Raw genomic sequence first — 16,856 nt, forward strand, 5'->3', positions numbered from 1 at the left:
CTGCCGTGCGACGACGCGGCGGCCAGAGAAAGGATGCGCCGTGGTTGCTGAGAACCGCCTCGGACGGCGTTCCTTCCTCTCCCTCGCGGGCGCGGGGTTCATGCTCACCGGTTGCGGGTCCACGACCGCCCGCCCCTCGGCGAGCGCCACCGCACCCCGCAACACGTTTGTTCTGGCGCACGCCGCGGCACCGGCGGGGCTGGACCCCTCCCGGAGGAACTCGCAGGAGACGGCCCGGATCGCCACGCAGATCCTGGAGGGGCTCGTTACGGCGGACCGCTCGACCGGTGAGCCCGCGCCGGGCCTCGCGGAGTCGTGGGAGCTCGCGGATGATCGTCGGTCCGTGACGTTCACCCTGCGCCGGGGGGTCCGCTTCCATGACGGTGCCGCGCTGGACGCCGCCGCGGTCAAGGCGAACTTCGACAAGTGGCAGGCCCAGGCCGAGTCCTCCGAACCGTGGGCCTCGCGCTGTGCGTTCGCCACGGCCTTCCGCCACGGCACGTCGAGCCCGCTCGTGGCCTCGGCCTACGCCGGCACGGAGGTCACGGACGAGCGCACCGTGGTGGTGAAGCTCACCCGCCCCTACACGCCGCTGCTGGCCGCCCTGACCCAGCCGGCGTTCGGGATCGCCTCCCCCGCGAGCATCGAGGCGGGGACGGAGAACGAGCACCCCGTGGGCACGGGCCCCTTCCGCTTCGACTCGGCGACCGCCGACACCGTGAAGCTCTCCGCCCACGAGGGCTACTGGGGCGAGCTCGGGGACGTGGGCACCCTCGAGATGCGGGTCATCCGTGACGCACATGTGCGCTGTGCGGCCCTGCTCACGGGTGAGGTGGACGCGTACGACCTCGTGGGGCTCGACGCCTTCGCGCCCCTCGCGCGCCGCGGCGTGCAGGTGCTCTACCGCGACCCCTACTCCGTGTCCTACCTCGGGTTCAACCGTTCCGTCCCCGTGCTGCGGGACGTCGCGGTACGCCGCGCCGTCGCCTCCGCGATCGACCGCGGTGCCCTGGCGTCCCAGCTGTACCCCAGCGGGACCAACGTGGCGGACCAGTTCGTCCCCGCCCGGTTCAACGTGGACGGCGAGAACCTGCAGATCCCCGGCTACGACCCCCAGCGCGCCCGGGACCAGTTGCGGGCCAGTTCCTACCGGGGGCAGGCCCTGCGCTTCTACTACCCGCGCAATACGTCCCGGATGTACCTGCAGGAACCGGAGCGCGTGTACGCGCAGATCTCGGCGCAGCTCACCCGTGCGGGCTTCCGTCTGGACCCCGTCCCCATGGACTGGGACGACGGGTACGTGGACGCCGTGACCGACCCCACCGCGGGCCACGCGTTCAGCCTCCTGGGCTGGAGCGGGAGCTTCCGCGACCCCGACGGCTTCATGGGCCCGTTGCTGGGCACCCCCGACGCACAGTTGGGGGACGACGACGCCGGGTTGCTCACCGCGGTCAACCGCGCCGCCACCATGCCCCAGGGCGACGCCCGCAATGCCGCGTACCGCACGCTCAATGACCGCGTCTCGGCGGTGATCCCGGCCGTGCCGCTCGCGCACCCCGTCTCGGCGGTGGCTGTGAACTCGCGCGTGGCGTCCTTCCCGTTGACCTCCACGGGGTTCGAACGCTTCAACGAGCTGCGCCTGGCCTGAACCGCACCATGTGTGCCCGGCGGCTCCGTTGGGAGTTGACTGGAGCTGGGGATACCCTGGACAACGGAAAGCCTCGGCGCAGTGCCGCGTCGATCATGCACGCACGGGAGACAATGTGACTTCATCTCAACCCACCGAATCCGTCGACGTCGTCCTGGTGGGCGCCGGCATCATGAGCGCCACGCTCGCGACCCTGCTCAGCGACCTGCAGCCGGACTGGTCCATGACCGTCCTGGAGCGCCTCAACGCCGCGGGTCTCGAGAGCTCCAATGCCTGGAACAACGCGGGCACCGGACACTCTGCGCTGTGCGAACTGAACTACGCACCCCAGGCCGCGGACGGCACTGTGAGCGCCAAGAAGGCACTGAACATCAACGAACAGTTCCAGGTGACGCGCCAGCTGTGGAGCTCGCTCGTAGAGAACGGCACGCTCGAGTCCCCCGACACGTTCATCAACCCCGTGCCCCACATCTCCATGGTGTTCGGTGAGGACCACGCGGACTACCTGCGCGCCCGCTACGACGCGTTCAAGCCTCACAAGCTGTTCGAGCGCATGGAGTTCACCGAGAACCGCGACCAGATCGCCGAGTGGGCGCCCCTCACGATGCACGGCCGCGGCGCCGGTCGCGTGGCGGCGACCTTCGCCCCCGAGGGCACGGACGTGGACTTCGGTGCCCTCACCAACCAGCTGCTCACCCACCTGACCGGGCGCAACCTGACCGTGCGCTACGGCCAGGAGGTCACCACGCTGAAACGCCAGAGCGACGGTTCCTGGAACGTCTCGGTCGAGGACAGGCTCAACAGCGACAACAACCGCGTCATCCACGCGCGTTTCGTTTTTCTGGGTGCCGGCGGCGGCGCGCTGTCCCTGCTGCAGAAGTCGGGGATCCGGGAGGCCAAGGGCTTCGGCGGGTTCCCCGTCTCCGGTCTCTTCCTGCGCAACACCGATCCCACCGTCACGTCCCAGCACAACGCCAAGGTCTACGGCCAGGCCTCCGTGGGCGCCCCGCCCATGTCCGTGCCCCACCTGGACACGCGCTACGTCCACGGCGAGCGCACCCTGATGTTCGGGCCCTACGGCGGGTTCAAGCCCAACTTCCTCAAGCACGGTTCCCTGCTGGACCTGCCCAAGAGCGTGCGCGCACACAACCTCTACCCCATGACCCGTGCGGGTCTGGCCAACCTGGACTTAGTCAAGTACCTCGTGGGCGAACTGACCAAGACCCGGTCCCAACGCATGGACGCCCTACGGGAGTACTACCCCGCCGCCGAGGAGTCCCAGTGGGAGCTCATCGAGGCCGGTCAGCGCGTGCAGGTCATGAAGTCAGATCGGCAGAAGGGCGGCGTGCTGCAGTTCGGCACCGAACTCGTGACCAGCGCGGATGGCTCGATCGGTGCTCTGCTGGGCGCCTCCCCCGGCGCGTCAACGGCCGTGCCGATCATGCTCAACCTGCTCTCCCGCTGCTTCCCGGCAAAGATGTCCGAGTGGGAGCCCAGGATCAAGGAGCTGATCCCCTCCTACGGCAAGAAGCTCGATGAGAACCCGCAGCTCGCGGACGAGATCATGGGTCACACCGCCCAGGTGCTCGGCATCAAGTAGTCCCGTTCCGGCGGGCGTTACGGAGGGTCTTTATGCACTGCGCACAAAGACCCTCCGTCGTCTCCACCTCTGATCAGCTGTGCCCCAATGCGTGGACAGGCTCTGTCCTCCCGGCCACAAGTGTGGACACCGCTCGCTGGGGGCGCGCTCATCCCCTCTCGTAACATGTAGATAACGTCCATAGGGGGTGGACGTTGTCAAAGGGGGAAGAATGACATCAAGGGGGAGTGTCGAAGCGTGGGATGCACTAAGCCGCTGCCATGTGTCGGTGACACGTCAGCTCCAACGCGGAGTGGATTTACGCGGCTTGTCTCGTCGTGAGTTCGAGGTCCTGGCCGCGCTGTGCACCACCGGCCGGGGTGGCCTGCGGTTACGCGATCTCAACAGCCACGTGCTGTTGACGCAATCGAGCCTCTCACGCATGCTCGAGCGTCTCGAGAACAAGGGGCTCGTGACCCGGCGCCAGGATTCCCAGGACCTGCGCGGTGTGCGGGTCGCCCTGACCGATGCCGGGACCCAGCTCTACGAGCAGATCTCGCAGGACAACGACCAGATGGTCGCGGACGTCATGAGCACCGCTCTGGACGCCCAGGAGATCAGGGTGCTCACGCGACTGAGTGAACGCATCCATCAGTACGCGTTGTCGTTGTCACGGTGACCGATCCGCACCGCTGCACGCACTGACCCGCCCGTACGGCGGCCCACACCGCGCCCACGATTTGTCGTGGGCGCGGTGTCGTGTCCGGCGACGTCGCGTACAGCGGAGTCGCGCCCCGGCGGTGCCGCATGCCCCGATACCATATGATGCAGTGCCGCGCCCGATGGCGCTGCGCCGTGCGGCGGCGTCGTCGGCAGTACCGGGGCCGGCGCCGTAGAGGCGCACGGTGCGTGGGCAGGGGCCGGGAGGTCGCTAAACTTCTGGGAGTACCTGCTTTGCGCAGCCACCACATCCGCTCCTGGAGAGGACCCCCATGACCAGTCAGCACCTGGAGTCCACGGCACGTCGTGAGAACGCCGCCCCTGACCCGGACCACGACGCCAAACCCGACTCCCCCACCGAACTCAAGGGGCAGTCGTGGGGCTACGTCTTCAAGCGGGCCGTGTCCGAGTTCAGCAAGGACGGGTGCACCGACCTGGCCGCCACGTTGACGTACTTCGCGGTGCTCTCGATCTTCCCAGCGCTGCTGGCGCTGGTGTCCCTGCTCGGTGTGTTCGGTCAGGGTGAGGCCACCACGAACGCCATCCTGGACTTCCTGAACCGCTACGCTCCCGCGGCCCTCGTGAACCTGCTGTCCGGGCCCATCTCCCAGTTGACCACGCAGTCCGGGGCCGGGCTCGCCCTGGTCGTCGGTGTCGTGGGTGCCCTGTGGACCGCGTCGGGTTACACCGGTGCGTTCGCCCGCGCCATGAACCGCATTTACGAGATCTCCGAGGGCCGCCCCTTCTGGAAGCTCAAGCCCATCATGCTGCTGATCACCCTGATCATCGTGCTGATCGTGGCCGCCGTGATGTTCATGGTGTTGCTCTCCGGTGACTTCGCGCAGACCGTGGGTGACCTGGTGGGTCTGGGTTCCACCACCGTGACCGTGTGGAACTGGGCCAAGCTGCCCGTCATCCTGTTCCTGCTCGTGCTGCTCATTGCGATCCTGTACTACGCGACGCCCAACGTGAAGCAGCCCAAGTTCAAGTGGTTGAGCCCGGGTGCGGCCATCGCGCTCGTGTTCATGATCATCGCCGGGCTCGGGTTCGCTTTCTACGTGGCGAACTTCTCGAGCTACAACGCGACCTACGGCGTCATCGGCTCCGTGATCATCCTGCTCCTGGGCCTGTGGATCATGAACAACGTGCTCCTCTTCGGCGCCGAGGTGGACGCCGAACTCGAGCGTGGCCGCCAGTTGCAGGGCGGGATCCGTGCCGAGCACGCCGTCCAGCTGCCTCCCCGGGACACCACCCAGGTGAAGAAGCAGAAGGAGAAGGAGGAGAAGCTCGAGGCCGAGGGGCGCAAGATCCGGCTGCGCACCGAGCACGTGGACTACTCCCAGGACTCCTGAGTCCCCACGACGATCCTTGGCAACGCGGGCCCGCACCATCGTGCGGGCCCGCGTTCTCATGTTCAGGGCCTGGCACCCGGTGTCGCCGAGCGGGTTCGTCATCCGGTTTCTCGTCGACCCGGATCATCTCCCGGCTCGTCATCCGCACCCGGTTTTCGTCGCGGGGCGAACGACGCGGCGTCGTCGTACGATGCGTGGCGGCCACCATGCATACTTGGAAGGACGCTAGGAAGCTACGAGACGACGGAGGCAACCGTATGCACAAGGTCAAAGGCGTGGTGGTGCGGGCCAAGAACGAGCCCGCCACCGTTGAAACCATCCTGGTCCCCGATCCGGGGCCGGGCGAGGCACTCGTGGACGTGCTCACGTGCGGGGTGTGTCAGACGGACCTGCACTACAAGGTGGGCGGCGTGGGGGACGCCTTCCCCTATCTCCTGGGGCACGAGGCCGCAGGCGTGGTCAGCGCCGTGGGCGAGGGTGTCACGGAGGTCGCCGTGGGCGATCACGTGATCCTCAACTGGCGCGCGGTGTGCGGCGAATGCCGGGCGTGCCGCCGCGGTGAACCGTGGTACTGCTTCAACACCCACAATGCCGAGCAGAAGATGACCCTCGAGGACGGCACAGAACTCGAGCCCGCCCTGGGGATCGGTGCGTTCGCGGAGAAGACGTTGGTCGCGGCCGGGCAGTGCACCCTCATCGAATCCCCGCTCGAGGGCGAACAGTACGCCGCGGTGGGTCTGCTAGGCTGCGGCCTCACCGCCGGGATCGGCGCGGCGATCAACACCGGTGCGGTCAAGCGCGGAGAGTCCGTAGCGGTCATCGGCTGCGGCGGCGTGGGAACCGCCGCGGTCGCGGGTGCGGCGCTCGCGGGTGCGACGACGATCATCGCGGTGGACGTGGACGACGACAAGCTGAGCACCGCGCAGCAGCTCGGCGCGACCCACACCGTCAATTCTCGTTCCGTGGATCCCGTGGAGACCATCCGCGAGCTCACGGGCGGTCACGGTGCGGATCTCGTGATCGACGCCGTGGGCGTGGCCGACACCTTCATGCAGGCCTTCCAGGCGCGTGACCTCGCAGGTCGCATGGTCCTGGTGGGCGTTCCCGATCCCGGGACCGTGGCGGAGATCCCGCTGGACCAGGTGTTCTCCCACGGCGGGTCCATCAAGTCCGCGTGGTACGGGGACACCCTGCCCTCGCGCGACTTCCCGATGCTCGTGGACCAGTACCTCCTGGGCCGGTTGGACCTGGATGCCTTCGTCTCCGAGCGCATCGCCCTCGAGGACGTGGACGCCGCGTTCGGGACCATGAAGTCCGGCAAGGTCCTGCGTTCCGTCGTGGAACTGGCCCGATGACGCGCGCACCGCAGACCGTCCTGACCGACCCGCGCGGCGGCGTCACCGTCACGAACTGCGTCACGGAGGGCACGTTCAGCCTGGACGGCGAGACCTTCGACGTGGAGAACAACGTGTGGGTCGTGGGTAACCAGGCCGAGTGCGTCGTGATCGATCCCGCGCACGACCCCGACGCCGTGCTCGCCGCCGTCGCGGACCGCACCATCACGCACGTGCTGCTGACCCACGGTCACGACGACCACATCGCGGCGGTGCGCGAGTTCACCGACCGCGCGGGCACGGACGCCCCGATCATGATGAACCACGAGGACCTCATGCTGTGGCGCGCCGTCTACCCGGAGGGGCCCGAGCCCGAGCCGTTGCGAGACGGACAGGAGATCCTCGCTGGCACCGTGATGTTCACCGTGTTGGCCACCCCCGGCCACTCTCCCGGGTCCGTGGTGTTCCACGCCCCGCACCTGGGTGAGAACGGGGTGGTCTTCACCGGGGACACATTATTCCAGGGCGGCCCGGGTGCCACGGGGCGGTCCTATTCGGACTTCCCCACGATCATCGACTCCATCGAGAAACGGCTGCTCACGCTGCCCGAGGACACCCTCGTGCTCACGGGTCACGGCGACTCCACGACCATCGGCCAGGAGAAGCCACACCTGAGCGAATGGATCGCCCGCGGCCACTGAGTGATCGCGCTCGCGGTACGACGCCGCTCGGCCCGGTCCCCTGCGAACCGGCCCGGGCGGCGTCGTCGTGTGAGCAGCGTCAGATGCGGGGCCTGGGCCCGGGGCTGCGGCGTTGCGTGTAGTTGAAGATGAGGGCGGTGGCCAACAGCACCATAGCGGCCGCCATGGGGACCATGGCCGCGGTCATGTCGTCGAAGTGTACGCCCAGGTACGCGCTGAGCGTGAGTCCCAGCGCCGTGGCGATGCTCGACGTCACAGTCATGCGTGCCACGAGTCCCAGGAAGTCGCTGCCCGCAGTGACGTAACCGGCACTGCTGTGGAGGCACAGCAGGCACGGGCCTGAGAACAACCCGAGCGCGAGGAGCACGAGGGAATACCCCACGAAACCGGACGGCCCGGACATGAGCATGGATGCCAGCAGTGCACCCGTGGCGGCGAGAATCCACATGTTCTCAGCGCTCAACCGGCGGCGGAAACGCACGGCCAGGCTCGACCCCACGGCGGCCCCGAACCCCAGCAACGCATAGATGACCCCCATGGTCTCCACGCTGTCCAGGGACACTGAGTACACCACGAGGCACCCGAGTACCGCGCCCATGAGGGCGTTCAGCGCCGCCACACCGTAGATCAATCCATGGCTCAGCCGGAACACGGCACGGCTGCGCCCGGGCGCGCCGCGGGGGCGTCGCCAGGACCAGAGGGGCATATCCGCGCGGGGACAGCGGGCGGAGGAATGCAGGACGAATGCCGCCGTGATCAGCACGGTCCACACGGCGGCGAAACGCAGCACCACCGCCGGGCCCATGGTCACAGCGAGCAGTCCCGTGAGCGCGGCACCCAGCACCGTGGCCAGTCCCTCGTTCACGGATTCACGGCGCATGGCCGCCGGGAACGCTTGTGACCGGTCCTGTGCTCGCAACACGGAGGCCCAGCGGAGCCGCGCGGCCAGTCCCATGGGTGTCATGACCACGCCGGCCACGAAGAACGGCGCGAGCGCGGACACGGCATCCCACGAGACCGGGATCTCGGTGACCTGGGCTCGTGAAAGCACCCAGAGGATGATCCCCTGGATCAGGGAGAACGCGACCAGGGCCCACAATCGCCAGCGGGCGTTGGCCAGCGCGGCCACACCCACGCCGCTCACGGCTATGCCGAGACACAGGGACGCCGAGCTCAACGCGGCCGTCCACGCGGAGGAGGACGAGACCGCCACGAGCGTGAGCAGGCCCAACGGGGCCATGACCTGGGGCAGGCGGAGCAACATGGTGATCGCGCCCAGCCCGCGATCACTGCGCACGGTGCGTTCACGCGGGGTGAGCACCTTGCCGGGCTTCTCGGGCGCGGGGCGGCGGATGGCGGTACTCACGACCTCAGCCTACGCGGCATCCCACGGCCCCGCGACGACCGACAGATGCGAGCCACCGGGGGTCTTGGTGACCACGAGCTGGGTGTCGATGCGCTGTTTCATCTCGCTCACGTGGGACACCACACCGATGACCCGCCCCGTGCGGCGCAATCCGTCCAGGGTCTCGAGGACCTGCTCGAGGGTTTGTTCGTCAAGGGAGCCGAAACCCTCGTCCACGAAGAGCGTGTCGATCTCCCGTCCCCCGGCCTCGGACCGGACGACATCCGCAAGAGCCAGGGCGAGCGCGAGCGAGGTGAAGAAGGATTCCCCGCCGGACAGTGTCTCCGTACCGCGGCGGACACCGGTCCACGAGTCGTCGATCTCGAGTCCGAGCCCGGACTTGCCACCCCCTCGGGTGCGATCCGTATGCACCAGTGTGAAGCGGCCGGAGGACATCCGTGCGAGGTGTTCGGACGCCACCGCGGCCACGTGCTCGAGTTTCGCGGCGAGCACGAACGAGGTCAGGGTCATCCGCAGGGCGTTCTCGGGGGAATTCGCGGTGGCCACGTCCGCGAGTCCGCTCAGGCGCTGGGCGTTCTCTCGAGCGCGCTCGAGTTCGGCGTGTCGGGCGGGCATGTGCTCGGCGTGGGATGCGGCGTCGGCCGCGAGGGTCTGCAGTCCGCCCAGCTTCTGGTTCAATGCATCCCGCAACTGTTCGTACCCGTCCCGTTCGGCGGCGGTGCGAGCCAGTGCTTCCTCGGACAAGCCCGCGCGTTCCTCGGCGCTGAGCCCCTCGGCGCGTTGCATGTCCTGGGTCGCGAGTTCCGCCGAGACTGAGTCCCGCTCCTCCTGCAGGGCGGTGAGCCGCTCGGAGAGTCCGGCCGCGTCCGCCGGGTCCATGAGAGCCTCGTCCGCGGCGCTCTCGGTCTCGAACGGGGACGCGTCAAGGGCACGTTCCACGGCACCCTGCGCGGTGCGGACCTCGTGTTGCGCGGCCTCCAGCGCCCGCTGTTGCGATTCCCACTCGCTCACCGTGCGCACGAGGTGCTCGGACCGTTCGAGGAACTCGGTGGCCGAATCGAAACCCCTGATGCGCAGGGCCAACTCCTCACGCACCCGGTCGCACCGTGTCAGGAGTCCCTCGAGGCGCGCACGGGTCCCCGCGATGTCACCGTTGATCCGCGTCCCCTCCCCCTCGAGATCTTGGACCTCCCGCCGAGCAGCCGCGATCTCGGCCTCACCCCGGCGCACCCGGGTCAGGCTCTGCTCGAGTCGGGCCAGTTCCTCATCGGCGTGGCGACGCCGGTCCACGGCGGCGTCGACGTCCGTGTCCGCGCCGCGCGCGAGCGCCTCGGCCGCACCGGTCTGCGCCCGCTGCCACGCTGCGTGGGATGCATCCACGGTGTCCTGTGCGGTGTCCCGGGCGGCGCGTGCGCGATCGAGTGCGTCATCGGTGACCTCGTCCTCGGTTCCGGCGCCGGCGAGGTGCGGGTGCTCCGTGGCTCCGCACACGGGGCACGGATCCCCCGGCTCCAGCCCGGCGGCGAGGGTCGCGGCCGCACTCGCGTAGCGCTGCGCTTCGAGCGCTTCCACGTGCTGGGCGGCAGCCCGCCGTGCGGTTTCATCCTCCCGGTACCGGCGCGCCCGTTCCTGCTCCTCCGCCCGGGCCCGTGCGTATTCCCGACTCGCGGCCACGGCCTCCCGCGCGGTGCGGGCCCGTTCGCGCACGAGGGCCTCGTCCTTGACCTCCCCCAGGAGTTCGCGATGCGATTCCTCGCTGCGGGTCAAGGCGTCCCGCGCGGAGGCGAGGTCCCGGGTGAGGTGCGTCGCCCGCTCCTCGAGCGCCGAAAGGGCCTTGCGTTCACGAGCCGCCTCCTCCTCGTCCCTCGTGAGCGACTCCTCCTGGGCCACGGCGCCCCTGGCGGATTCGCGCGCGGTCACGACTGCATCGCGCAGACCCGCGGGCACCTGCCCGGACTCGTCCACGGCGTCCATGAGGCTCGCGTCCGGACCCAGAATGTGCTGAGCCACGCGGGCCGACGGCGCGTCCCCCGTGACAGTGGCACGCAGGTCGGTGACGGCAACGTCAAGGGTCGCGACGCGCCGTCGGGCGTCACGCAGTTCCACGAGCGGTACTTGCAATTCCTGTGCCGCCTCGTGCTCGCGCAGTTGTCGGGCCGCGTCCTCCGACTGCTCCGCGTACTCCGCGAGTTCATCCCGGCGCCGCGTGAGTTCGCCGCGCCTCCTGACCAGCGAATGCAGGGTCTCCAATTGTGCGTAGCGCTGCTGGGCCCCTGTGTACGACGACGCCGCGCCGTCCCGTGCCCGGCCCACCGTGTCTACGAGGGTGTCGCAGTCGTCGACCAGCTCACGCCATCGATCCGGGCCCCCTTCGTTGTCGGCGTCCCCCGATTTCCCGTCCGCAGGCCCCTCCTCCGAAGCGGCCGACGCAGCACTGGTCGAGGCTCGGCCCTGGTCAGACGAACCCGCGTCAGTTTCTCCACCGTTGGGGTCCGCCGCAGTGCCCACGGCGACGTCGCCGACCGACCCCTCGTCCGATGGGAGATCCAATCGGGTCCGGAGCGCCCCGGGGAGGTCCGATAGGACGTCCACCGGTAACCGGGCGACCGTGTGGGCCACGCGTTCCCTGAGCCGGGCGAGGACCTCGTCCGCTCGTTCCGCCTCGCGTTCCGCCTCGTACAGGACGCTCTTGGCTCGATCCGAGCGCGTTTTCAGCTCATCCTGGATGTCCGCGTAGACGTCCGTGCCGAACAGCGTTTCCAGGAGGTCTTCCCGCTCCTTGGAACCGGCTTGCAGGAACCTGGCGAACTGGCCCTGGGGAAGCATCATCACCTGGGTGAACTGCTCACGGTCCAGACCCACGACGTGGTGGATGGTCTGCCCCACGTCGTCCGGGCGGTAACCACGGTCCACCCATTCCCCCGCCACGTGTTCCCGCAATGACACCGTGGCGTGACGGTCGCTCCACCCGGACGCAGCCCGGGAGGACGGTTCGCGCCACGCGGGCGTCCTGCTCACGTGCCACCGCCGGCCGCCCGCCGTGAACTCCAACTCGACGCGCGGCCCGGTGCGGGGATCCGCATGATCACTGTGCTGGGCCTTGCGCCCGCCCTTGGCGGCAGTCGTGGGCCCGGATCCGTAGAGCGCGAAGCAAATGGCATCCAACACGCTGGTCTTACCCGACCCGGTTTCGCCGTTGAGCAGGAAGACCCCTGCCTCGTTCAGGACGTCGAAATCCACCGTCTCCCGCTTGGCGAACGGCCCGAAGGCGGTGATCTCCATCCGATGCAGCTTCACTGCTCCACTCCCCTGCTGCGCGCGGCGGCCACCGCGTCCGCGATCTCGTCCTGTTCCGGCCCGGACAGCCCCCGATGCCGCACGTGGTCGTAGAACTGGGCGCACAGCTCCTCGGCACCGGCGGCTTCCGCGACCCGCGCGCTGTACGCCTGCTGGGTCAGAGTCCGGCCGCCCTCGGGTTCCCAGCGCAGTTCCACCGTGCGGGGGAACCGCGTCCTGATCCGATCCATCGCGGATGCCGGGCGGTCACGATCCGTGAGGACCACCTGACACCAGGCACCCTCCGCCGAGGTGTGCGCCGGATCCCGTAGCAACTCGTCGAGTGTCCCCCGCAGGCACGCCAGATCCATGCGCGCGGCGTGGTCCAAGCCGGTGACCTCATGGACCCCGGTCTCCTGGACGTCCACGAGCCACGCTCCCTTGGGGTGTCCGGCCTCGGAGAAGGAATAGGCCACGGGCGAGCCGCTGTAGCGCACGACGTCCGCGACTCGCTGCCGGCGGTGGATGTGGCCGAGCGCCGCGTAGTCATGACGGGCGAAGACCTCCGCCGGGACGGTGCCGAGGCCCCCGGAATCGACGACGCGCTCCGAGTCCGTGGGTTGCGCCCCCGTCACGAACGCGTGCGCCATGACGACGGACGGGATGTCGCCTCGTTCTTTCCTGTCCGCATTGATGCGCTCCATCACGGTGCCCAGCACGGCCTGGTGCGTGGGTGCACAGTCGAGCGACGGCGCGGCCGCGCGCGGTTCGATGTACGGGATGCCGTACACGGCCACCGTGAACGCCCCCGACAGGGTGGCACCGCGCGGGTCGGGGGCGGGCGGCGCCGTCGCCCGGGCGACCGTGATCGTGGAGTCCGTCGACTGCGAGAGCAGGACCGGGACATGGGCGTCCGGCACGCGGGTCAACAGGTGGACGCCGCCGTGGGACATGATGCCGGAGCCGAAACCCAACCGCGCCGGGGAGTCGTGGTTTCCGCTCGTGAGTATCACGTACGCGCCCGCCTCGCGGATCTGCGCCAGGGTGGTGCTGAGCAGCTCCACCACCTCCGTGCGGGGCTGGGCGCGGTCGTACACGTCCCCCGAGACCAGGACCGCGGAGACACCGTGGTGCCGCACCCACTCGACGATCTCGGCCATGGCCTGCGCCTGGACGTCCAGGATGTCGACGCCGTGGAAGGTACGCCCCAGGTGCCAGTCGGAGGTGTGCAAGATCAGCATGGGGTCAATGTAACCGCGGTCTCGGACACCCACAGCGACCTCCCGCACATGTACAGGTCACACGGCGCAGGCCCCCTGACGGTGTGATCCACCGCGGCCGCCACCGCTTCGCTAGGCCGGCGGCGCGCCACGTGGCGGATTGTTTCTACTCGCTAGTTCCCTCTTCCACGCCGTGACCAGGGGTCATGCATGCGCATGTTCTTCGTCGTCCACAAGCTACGGCCCGGCCATGGCCCGCGCCGTCTTGCGCCTCTATGCTCTGGGGAATGTCGGGTACGTCACACAACGGTGTGGCACGAGGGGGTTCACCGGGATGCATTCACCACGACTGATCGCCACGGCCGGCCGGGGAACGACCCTCGCCCTGCTCGCAGCGCTGCTACTCACCGGGTGCGGTAACGGCTCGCCCGGAGCGGGTGGGGGTGACAGCGCCGCGCCCACGGGAGTCACTTCCGCGGGGACGACGGCGCAGCCCACGTCCCCCGCGCCGGACGCCTCCCCCGCATCCCCGACGACGCCGCAGAGCGAGTCCCCGAGCGGGTCCGACAGCGCATTGCCCGATGACTGGCGTCCGGAGGAACCCACGGTGCTGGCCACGGGCCAGAAGGTCCCGGAGGACTACGAACCCGCCACCCTGGAGCATCCGGCCCGCAATGTTCCCAAGCCCGTGATGCCCGCGGAGGCCAGGGACGAAACCGAGGCCGGCGCGCAGGCGTTCCTGAACTATTGGCTAACCGCGCAATGGTATGCGTTTCAGACGGGGAACACCTCCTATGCTCGAGAGGTGACTTCTGAGACTTGTAGCAGGTGCACAGATCAATTTTCGAGAATTGCGGACAGTTACGATTCCCAGAAATGGATGGCCGGGGGAAATGAGACGTCCGAATTCCTGCCAAACTCCTTCAGGCAGCGTCCAACGGGCGAGTACACGATACCGGTTGAAGCAACGAGTTCCGGAATTCTGGTAATCAACGACCATCAGGTCGTCAGCCGACAAATGCCATACGACAGCGCGGACGCCCTGGACGTGACGTTGATGTATGAAAGTGGCCGATGGATTTACATTACCGCCTCCCCCAGGGGATCGCTATGACAATCCATACTGGATATCAGAGATTCCTCGCGATAATATTTGCATTATTTCTACTCGCGCCGACTTATATAGGCGTCAATCAGGCCACCGCAGCCGAATCGGCTGACTCTTGGGGACAGGGCTATTTCGCAGGTTTCGAAAACACCACCGCCGATGCACACGGATCACTTATCCGCATGTCCTTGGAATCCCGGCGTAATGGCGCCACAGCACCGCAGCGAGGGATCCAAGCGGGGACGAGGGGCCAGCAGCCGGCCACGGCAGAAACTAGCGATTGGGATCCGGATACCGATCCTGCGTTCCAGAAGGCGCTGCGTGATCGGCTCATGTCCAACGAGGATTCAATCTTCTTCAACGCCCGCCTGATGGACACCGCTAAGAACAAAACCGTCTACGGCCTCCAAGACCCCTGCACCGACCAACGTGGGGCAGCACTCACACGGTGCCGTACCACCCAGGAATGCACCGACGACACCGGGGCCGCCGGTGTGAACATGGACATCGTCATTGGCGGGGCCAATGACAGGACCCGCGCCGCGCGCGGTACCCAACTGTGCGTCAGCAACACCCAAGCCGATCAAGCCAGCGACGACGGGTACGTGCCGCTGCCGGTGTTCACCCTCCAGGACTTCCAACAACTGGCCGTCGCCCCCGCCGCCAGTCACGTCCAACCCGCCCCGGACACCTTGAAGAACATGCACACCAATGTTTATGCGCAGGCCCAACCCCAGACCTTCACCACGACCCTGGGTGGCTACCCCGTCCAGGTGAGGGCCTACCCCGTCCAATACACCTGGTATTACGGGGACGGCACCACCCTGGGCCCCACACCCCTGACCGGGGCACCCCTACCCGACGGTGCGTGGGATGAGCCCACCGACACCTCCCACGTGTACACCACCACCGGGGACTTCACCGTGACCCTGACAACCTCGTTCTACGGGGAATACAACATCGCCGACACCGGGTGGCAACCGGTCGCCGGCTACAACCAAGTCACCTCACCCCCGGTGGCGCTGAGTGTGTGGCGGGCCACCGTGCACAACGTCGCCGATGACTGCCACACCAACCCCACCGGCATCGGCTGCCCCGGCGCCGACAAATAGCCGAGTCCAGGGAAGGCCCCCACGCTCTCGAGGCCGGACATGCCCGTTAGCCCTCGCAATCTCCTGAGACACCCGGCCGACTTGATCCGTCCCGTACCCGAGGCGCTCCCAGCCCGGGCAGGCTCCTATGCCGCCCGGACCTCTTGAACGGCCCCATGCCCGAGCTGCATCACCCCGCACGATCCATTGCCACCCTCATAGACTGATCCCATGACCTCACCGCACACGCCCGAACTGTTGGAACAAGACCGCGGTCTGGACGCGGCGTCGTCGTGGTATCCGTCGCTCGTGAGGAGCGTGTTCCTCTCGCCGTGGCGCGCGACCGCGGCCGAACGACCCGGCGAGGGAACCCAGCTCCTCGCGCGCACCGCGGGGGCGCTGAACGAGGTGGCCCACTGGGCGAATGACGGTCAGGCCGCGGATCCCACGGCGTGCGCGTGGCTCGCGTACTTGCGCTGGGCCGTGCGCAACGGCGCGAAGCTCCCCGGCGACGCACCGCACCCGCCCGACGACGACCTGGACCACCACTACCCCCTCCTCACCGCACCGGGTGAGCACGCCGGGGACGGTTTCACCGCCTTGTCCATGGGCCGCCTGGGCGAGGTCACTCGTCCGGTCCTGCCACTCGCGGACAGCGCCGAGATCCTGGCCCGCACGCTGCCCTATGGACTGGTGCCCCACATCGGGTGGAAGTCGCTCGTGGCCCTCGCCGTGGACTCGGCCGCGATCACCCACGGCAGCGCCGAGGCACAGACCGCGGCTGTTGGTGCGGCCCTGACCGTTCACGCGGCGGGCCGTGCGCGGGGCAGTGGGGCCTCACTTCAGGACGTAGTCGAGGAAACCGGCCGAGTGGTCACACTCATGACCCGGCCCGCGCCCCTCACCCGGGAGCTGCTCGACCTGTGCGCGGACCGATCCGCCCGGGACTCCCTGTTCGATGGGATGACGGAACCCGCGGGAGCGTTCACGCGGGCCGTGGGGGACGGAACCGCGGCGTCGTCGGCCCTGGCACTGGGGCTCGCGGCGGTGCTGTGCGCCGAGGATGCGCCGCACGCGGACAACTCGGGGGACGACGTCGCTCAGCGGGCTCTCTCGCTGCTGTCCGGTCACCTGGCGGCGAACGACGCGGCACGTACCGTCGCGGTCAGTGTTGCTGCCGCGCGCTGGGGGCTCGGCGACGCCACACACGGCGAGGACATCGGGGAGAGCGGCAACGGCGCGCCCGGCGGCAACGGCGCCGCCGGCGACGACCGCATGGCCCGGCAGGACGCCGTGGCCGACGACAACAGCCGCACCACAAAAACGCACAGCGGCACGGACACATCCGGCACCGATCCCTCCGGAACCCGCGCGGCGTCCCGCCGTGAACTGCTCGCCCTGGCCGATCGCTGGCTCACCCTGTGGCGGCCGCACGCCTGAGAATCACCCCGATCGGAGGCG

General features: G+C 68.5%; 12 protein-coding genes. 9 read left to right on the top strand and 3 right to left on the bottom strand.

From position 1 onward, the window contains the following. Nucleotides 1-40 precede the first annotated feature (40 nt). The 6 genes from J1M36_RS02895 (at nt 41) to J1M36_RS02920 (ending at nt 7,334) form a co-directional block, all read left to right on the top strand. Nucleotides 41-1,648 (top strand): ABC transporter substrate-binding protein, encoded by a 1,608-nt coding sequence (locus J1M36_RS02895; protein WP_286738145.1) that lies wholly within the window; start codon nt 41-43, stop codon nt 1,646-1,648. Between the two features lie 115 nt (nt 1,649-1,763). Further along, the gene (locus J1M36_RS02900; protein WP_098054729.1) at nt 1,764-3,248 is read left to right on the top strand and encodes a malate:quinone oxidoreductase; all 1,485 of its coding nucleotides are present in this window, start codon (nt 1,764-1,766) and stop codon (nt 3,246-3,248) included. Nucleotides 3,249-3,555: 307 nt separating this feature from the next. Further along, entirely contained in the window at nt 3,556-3,906 is a 351-nt protein-coding gene (locus J1M36_RS02905; protein WP_231885488.1) for a MarR family winged helix-turn-helix transcriptional regulator, read from the top strand. 313 nt (nt 3,907-4,219) lie between these two features. Further along, nucleotides 4,220-5,299, top strand: coding sequence for a YihY/virulence factor BrkB family protein (locus J1M36_RS02910; protein ID WP_206478621.1), 1,080 nt, complete (start codon nt 4,220-4,222; stop codon nt 5,297-5,299). Between the two features lie 257 nt (nt 5,300-5,556). Continuing rightward, nucleotides 5,557-6,654: an S-(hydroxymethyl)mycothiol dehydrogenase gene (locus J1M36_RS02915; RefSeq protein ID WP_206478622.1), complete on the top strand. Its 1,098-nt coding sequence runs from the start codon at nt 5,557-5,559 to the stop codon at nt 6,652-6,654. Beyond that, the gene (locus J1M36_RS02920) at nt 6,651-7,334 is read left to right on the top strand and encodes an MBL fold metallo-hydrolase (protein WP_131332689.1); all 684 of its coding nucleotides are present in this window, start codon (nt 6,651-6,653) and stop codon (nt 7,332-7,334) included. Before J1M36_RS02915 ends, J1M36_RS02920 begins: the two co-directional genes overlap by 4 nt. Nucleotides 7,335-7,413: 79 nt before the next feature. Here the strand turns inward: J1M36_RS02920 and J1M36_RS02925 are convergent, their stop codons facing one another. The 3 genes from J1M36_RS02925 to J1M36_RS02935 are packed head-to-tail and all read right to left on the bottom strand — an operon-like array spanning nt 7,414 to nt 13,217. Then, entirely contained in the window at nt 7,414-8,700 is a 1,287-nt protein-coding gene (locus tag J1M36_RS02925; RefSeq protein WP_342358277.1) for a hypothetical protein, read from the bottom strand. Nucleotides 8,701-8,709: 9 nt separating this feature from the next. Next, entirely contained in the window at nt 8,710-11,982 is a 3,273-nt protein-coding gene (locus J1M36_RS02930) for an AAA family ATPase (protein ID WP_206478623.1), read from the bottom strand. 11 nt (nt 11,983-11,993) lie between these two features. After that, a complete protein-coding gene (locus J1M36_RS02935) occupies nt 11,994-13,217 on the bottom strand; it encodes an exonuclease SbcCD subunit D (RefSeq protein WP_206478624.1) in 1,224 nt (407 codons plus the stop codon). A gap of 586 nt (nt 13,218-13,803) precedes the next feature. Here J1M36_RS02935 and J1M36_RS02940 point away from each other — a divergent pair. The 3 genes from J1M36_RS02940 (at nt 13,804) to J1M36_RS02950 (ending at nt 16,835) form a co-directional block, all read left to right on the top strand. Continuing rightward, nucleotides 13,804-14,310 (top strand): DUF6318 family protein, encoded by a 507-nt coding sequence (locus tag J1M36_RS02940; RefSeq protein WP_206478625.1) that lies wholly within the window; start codon nt 13,804-13,806, stop codon nt 14,308-14,310. Beyond that, nucleotides 14,307-15,416, top strand: coding sequence for a hypothetical protein (locus J1M36_RS02945; protein ID WP_241246779.1), 1,110 nt, complete (start codon nt 14,307-14,309; stop codon nt 15,414-15,416). Before J1M36_RS02940 ends, J1M36_RS02945 begins: the two co-directional genes overlap by 4 nt. A gap of 210 nt (nt 15,417-15,626) precedes the next feature. Then, a complete protein-coding gene (locus J1M36_RS02950; protein ID WP_206478626.1) occupies nt 15,627-16,835 on the top strand; it encodes an ADP-ribosylglycohydrolase family protein in 1,209 nt (402 codons plus the stop codon). Nucleotides 16,836-16,856 lie beyond the last annotated feature (21 nt).

It is taken from the genome of Kocuria sp. KRD140 (assembly GCF_017168375.1).
Classification (GTDB): domain Bacteria; phylum Actinomycetota; class Actinomycetes; order Actinomycetales; family Micrococcaceae; genus Kocuria; species Kocuria marina.

Excerpts from the sequence above, each read along its gene's own strand:
- J1M36_RS02945 (WP_241246779.1), top strand. The coding sequence starts at position 14,307 with ATGACAATCCATACTGGATATCAGAGATTCCTCGCGATAATATTTGCA.
- J1M36_RS02920 (WP_131332689.1), top strand. The coding sequence starts at position 6,651 with ATGACGCGCGCACCGCAGACCGTCCTGACCGACCCGCGCGGCGGCGTC.
- J1M36_RS02930 (WP_206478623.1), bottom strand. The coding sequence starts at position 11,982 with ATGGAGATCACCGCCTTCGGGCCGTTCGCCAAGCGGGAGACGGTGGAT.
- J1M36_RS02935 (WP_206478624.1), bottom strand. The coding sequence starts at position 13,217 with ATGCTGATCTTGCACACCTCCGACTGGCACCTGGGGCGTACCTTCCAC.
- J1M36_RS02910 (WP_206478621.1), top strand. The coding sequence starts at position 4,220 with ATGACCAGTCAGCACCTGGAGTCCACGGCACGTCGTGAGAACGCCGCC.
- J1M36_RS02950 (WP_206478626.1), top strand. The coding sequence starts at position 15,627 with ATGACCTCACCGCACACGCCCGAACTGTTGGAACAAGACCGCGGTCTG.
- J1M36_RS02915 (WP_206478622.1), top strand. The coding sequence starts at position 5,557 with ATGCACAAGGTCAAAGGCGTGGTGGTGCGGGCCAAGAACGAGCCCGCC.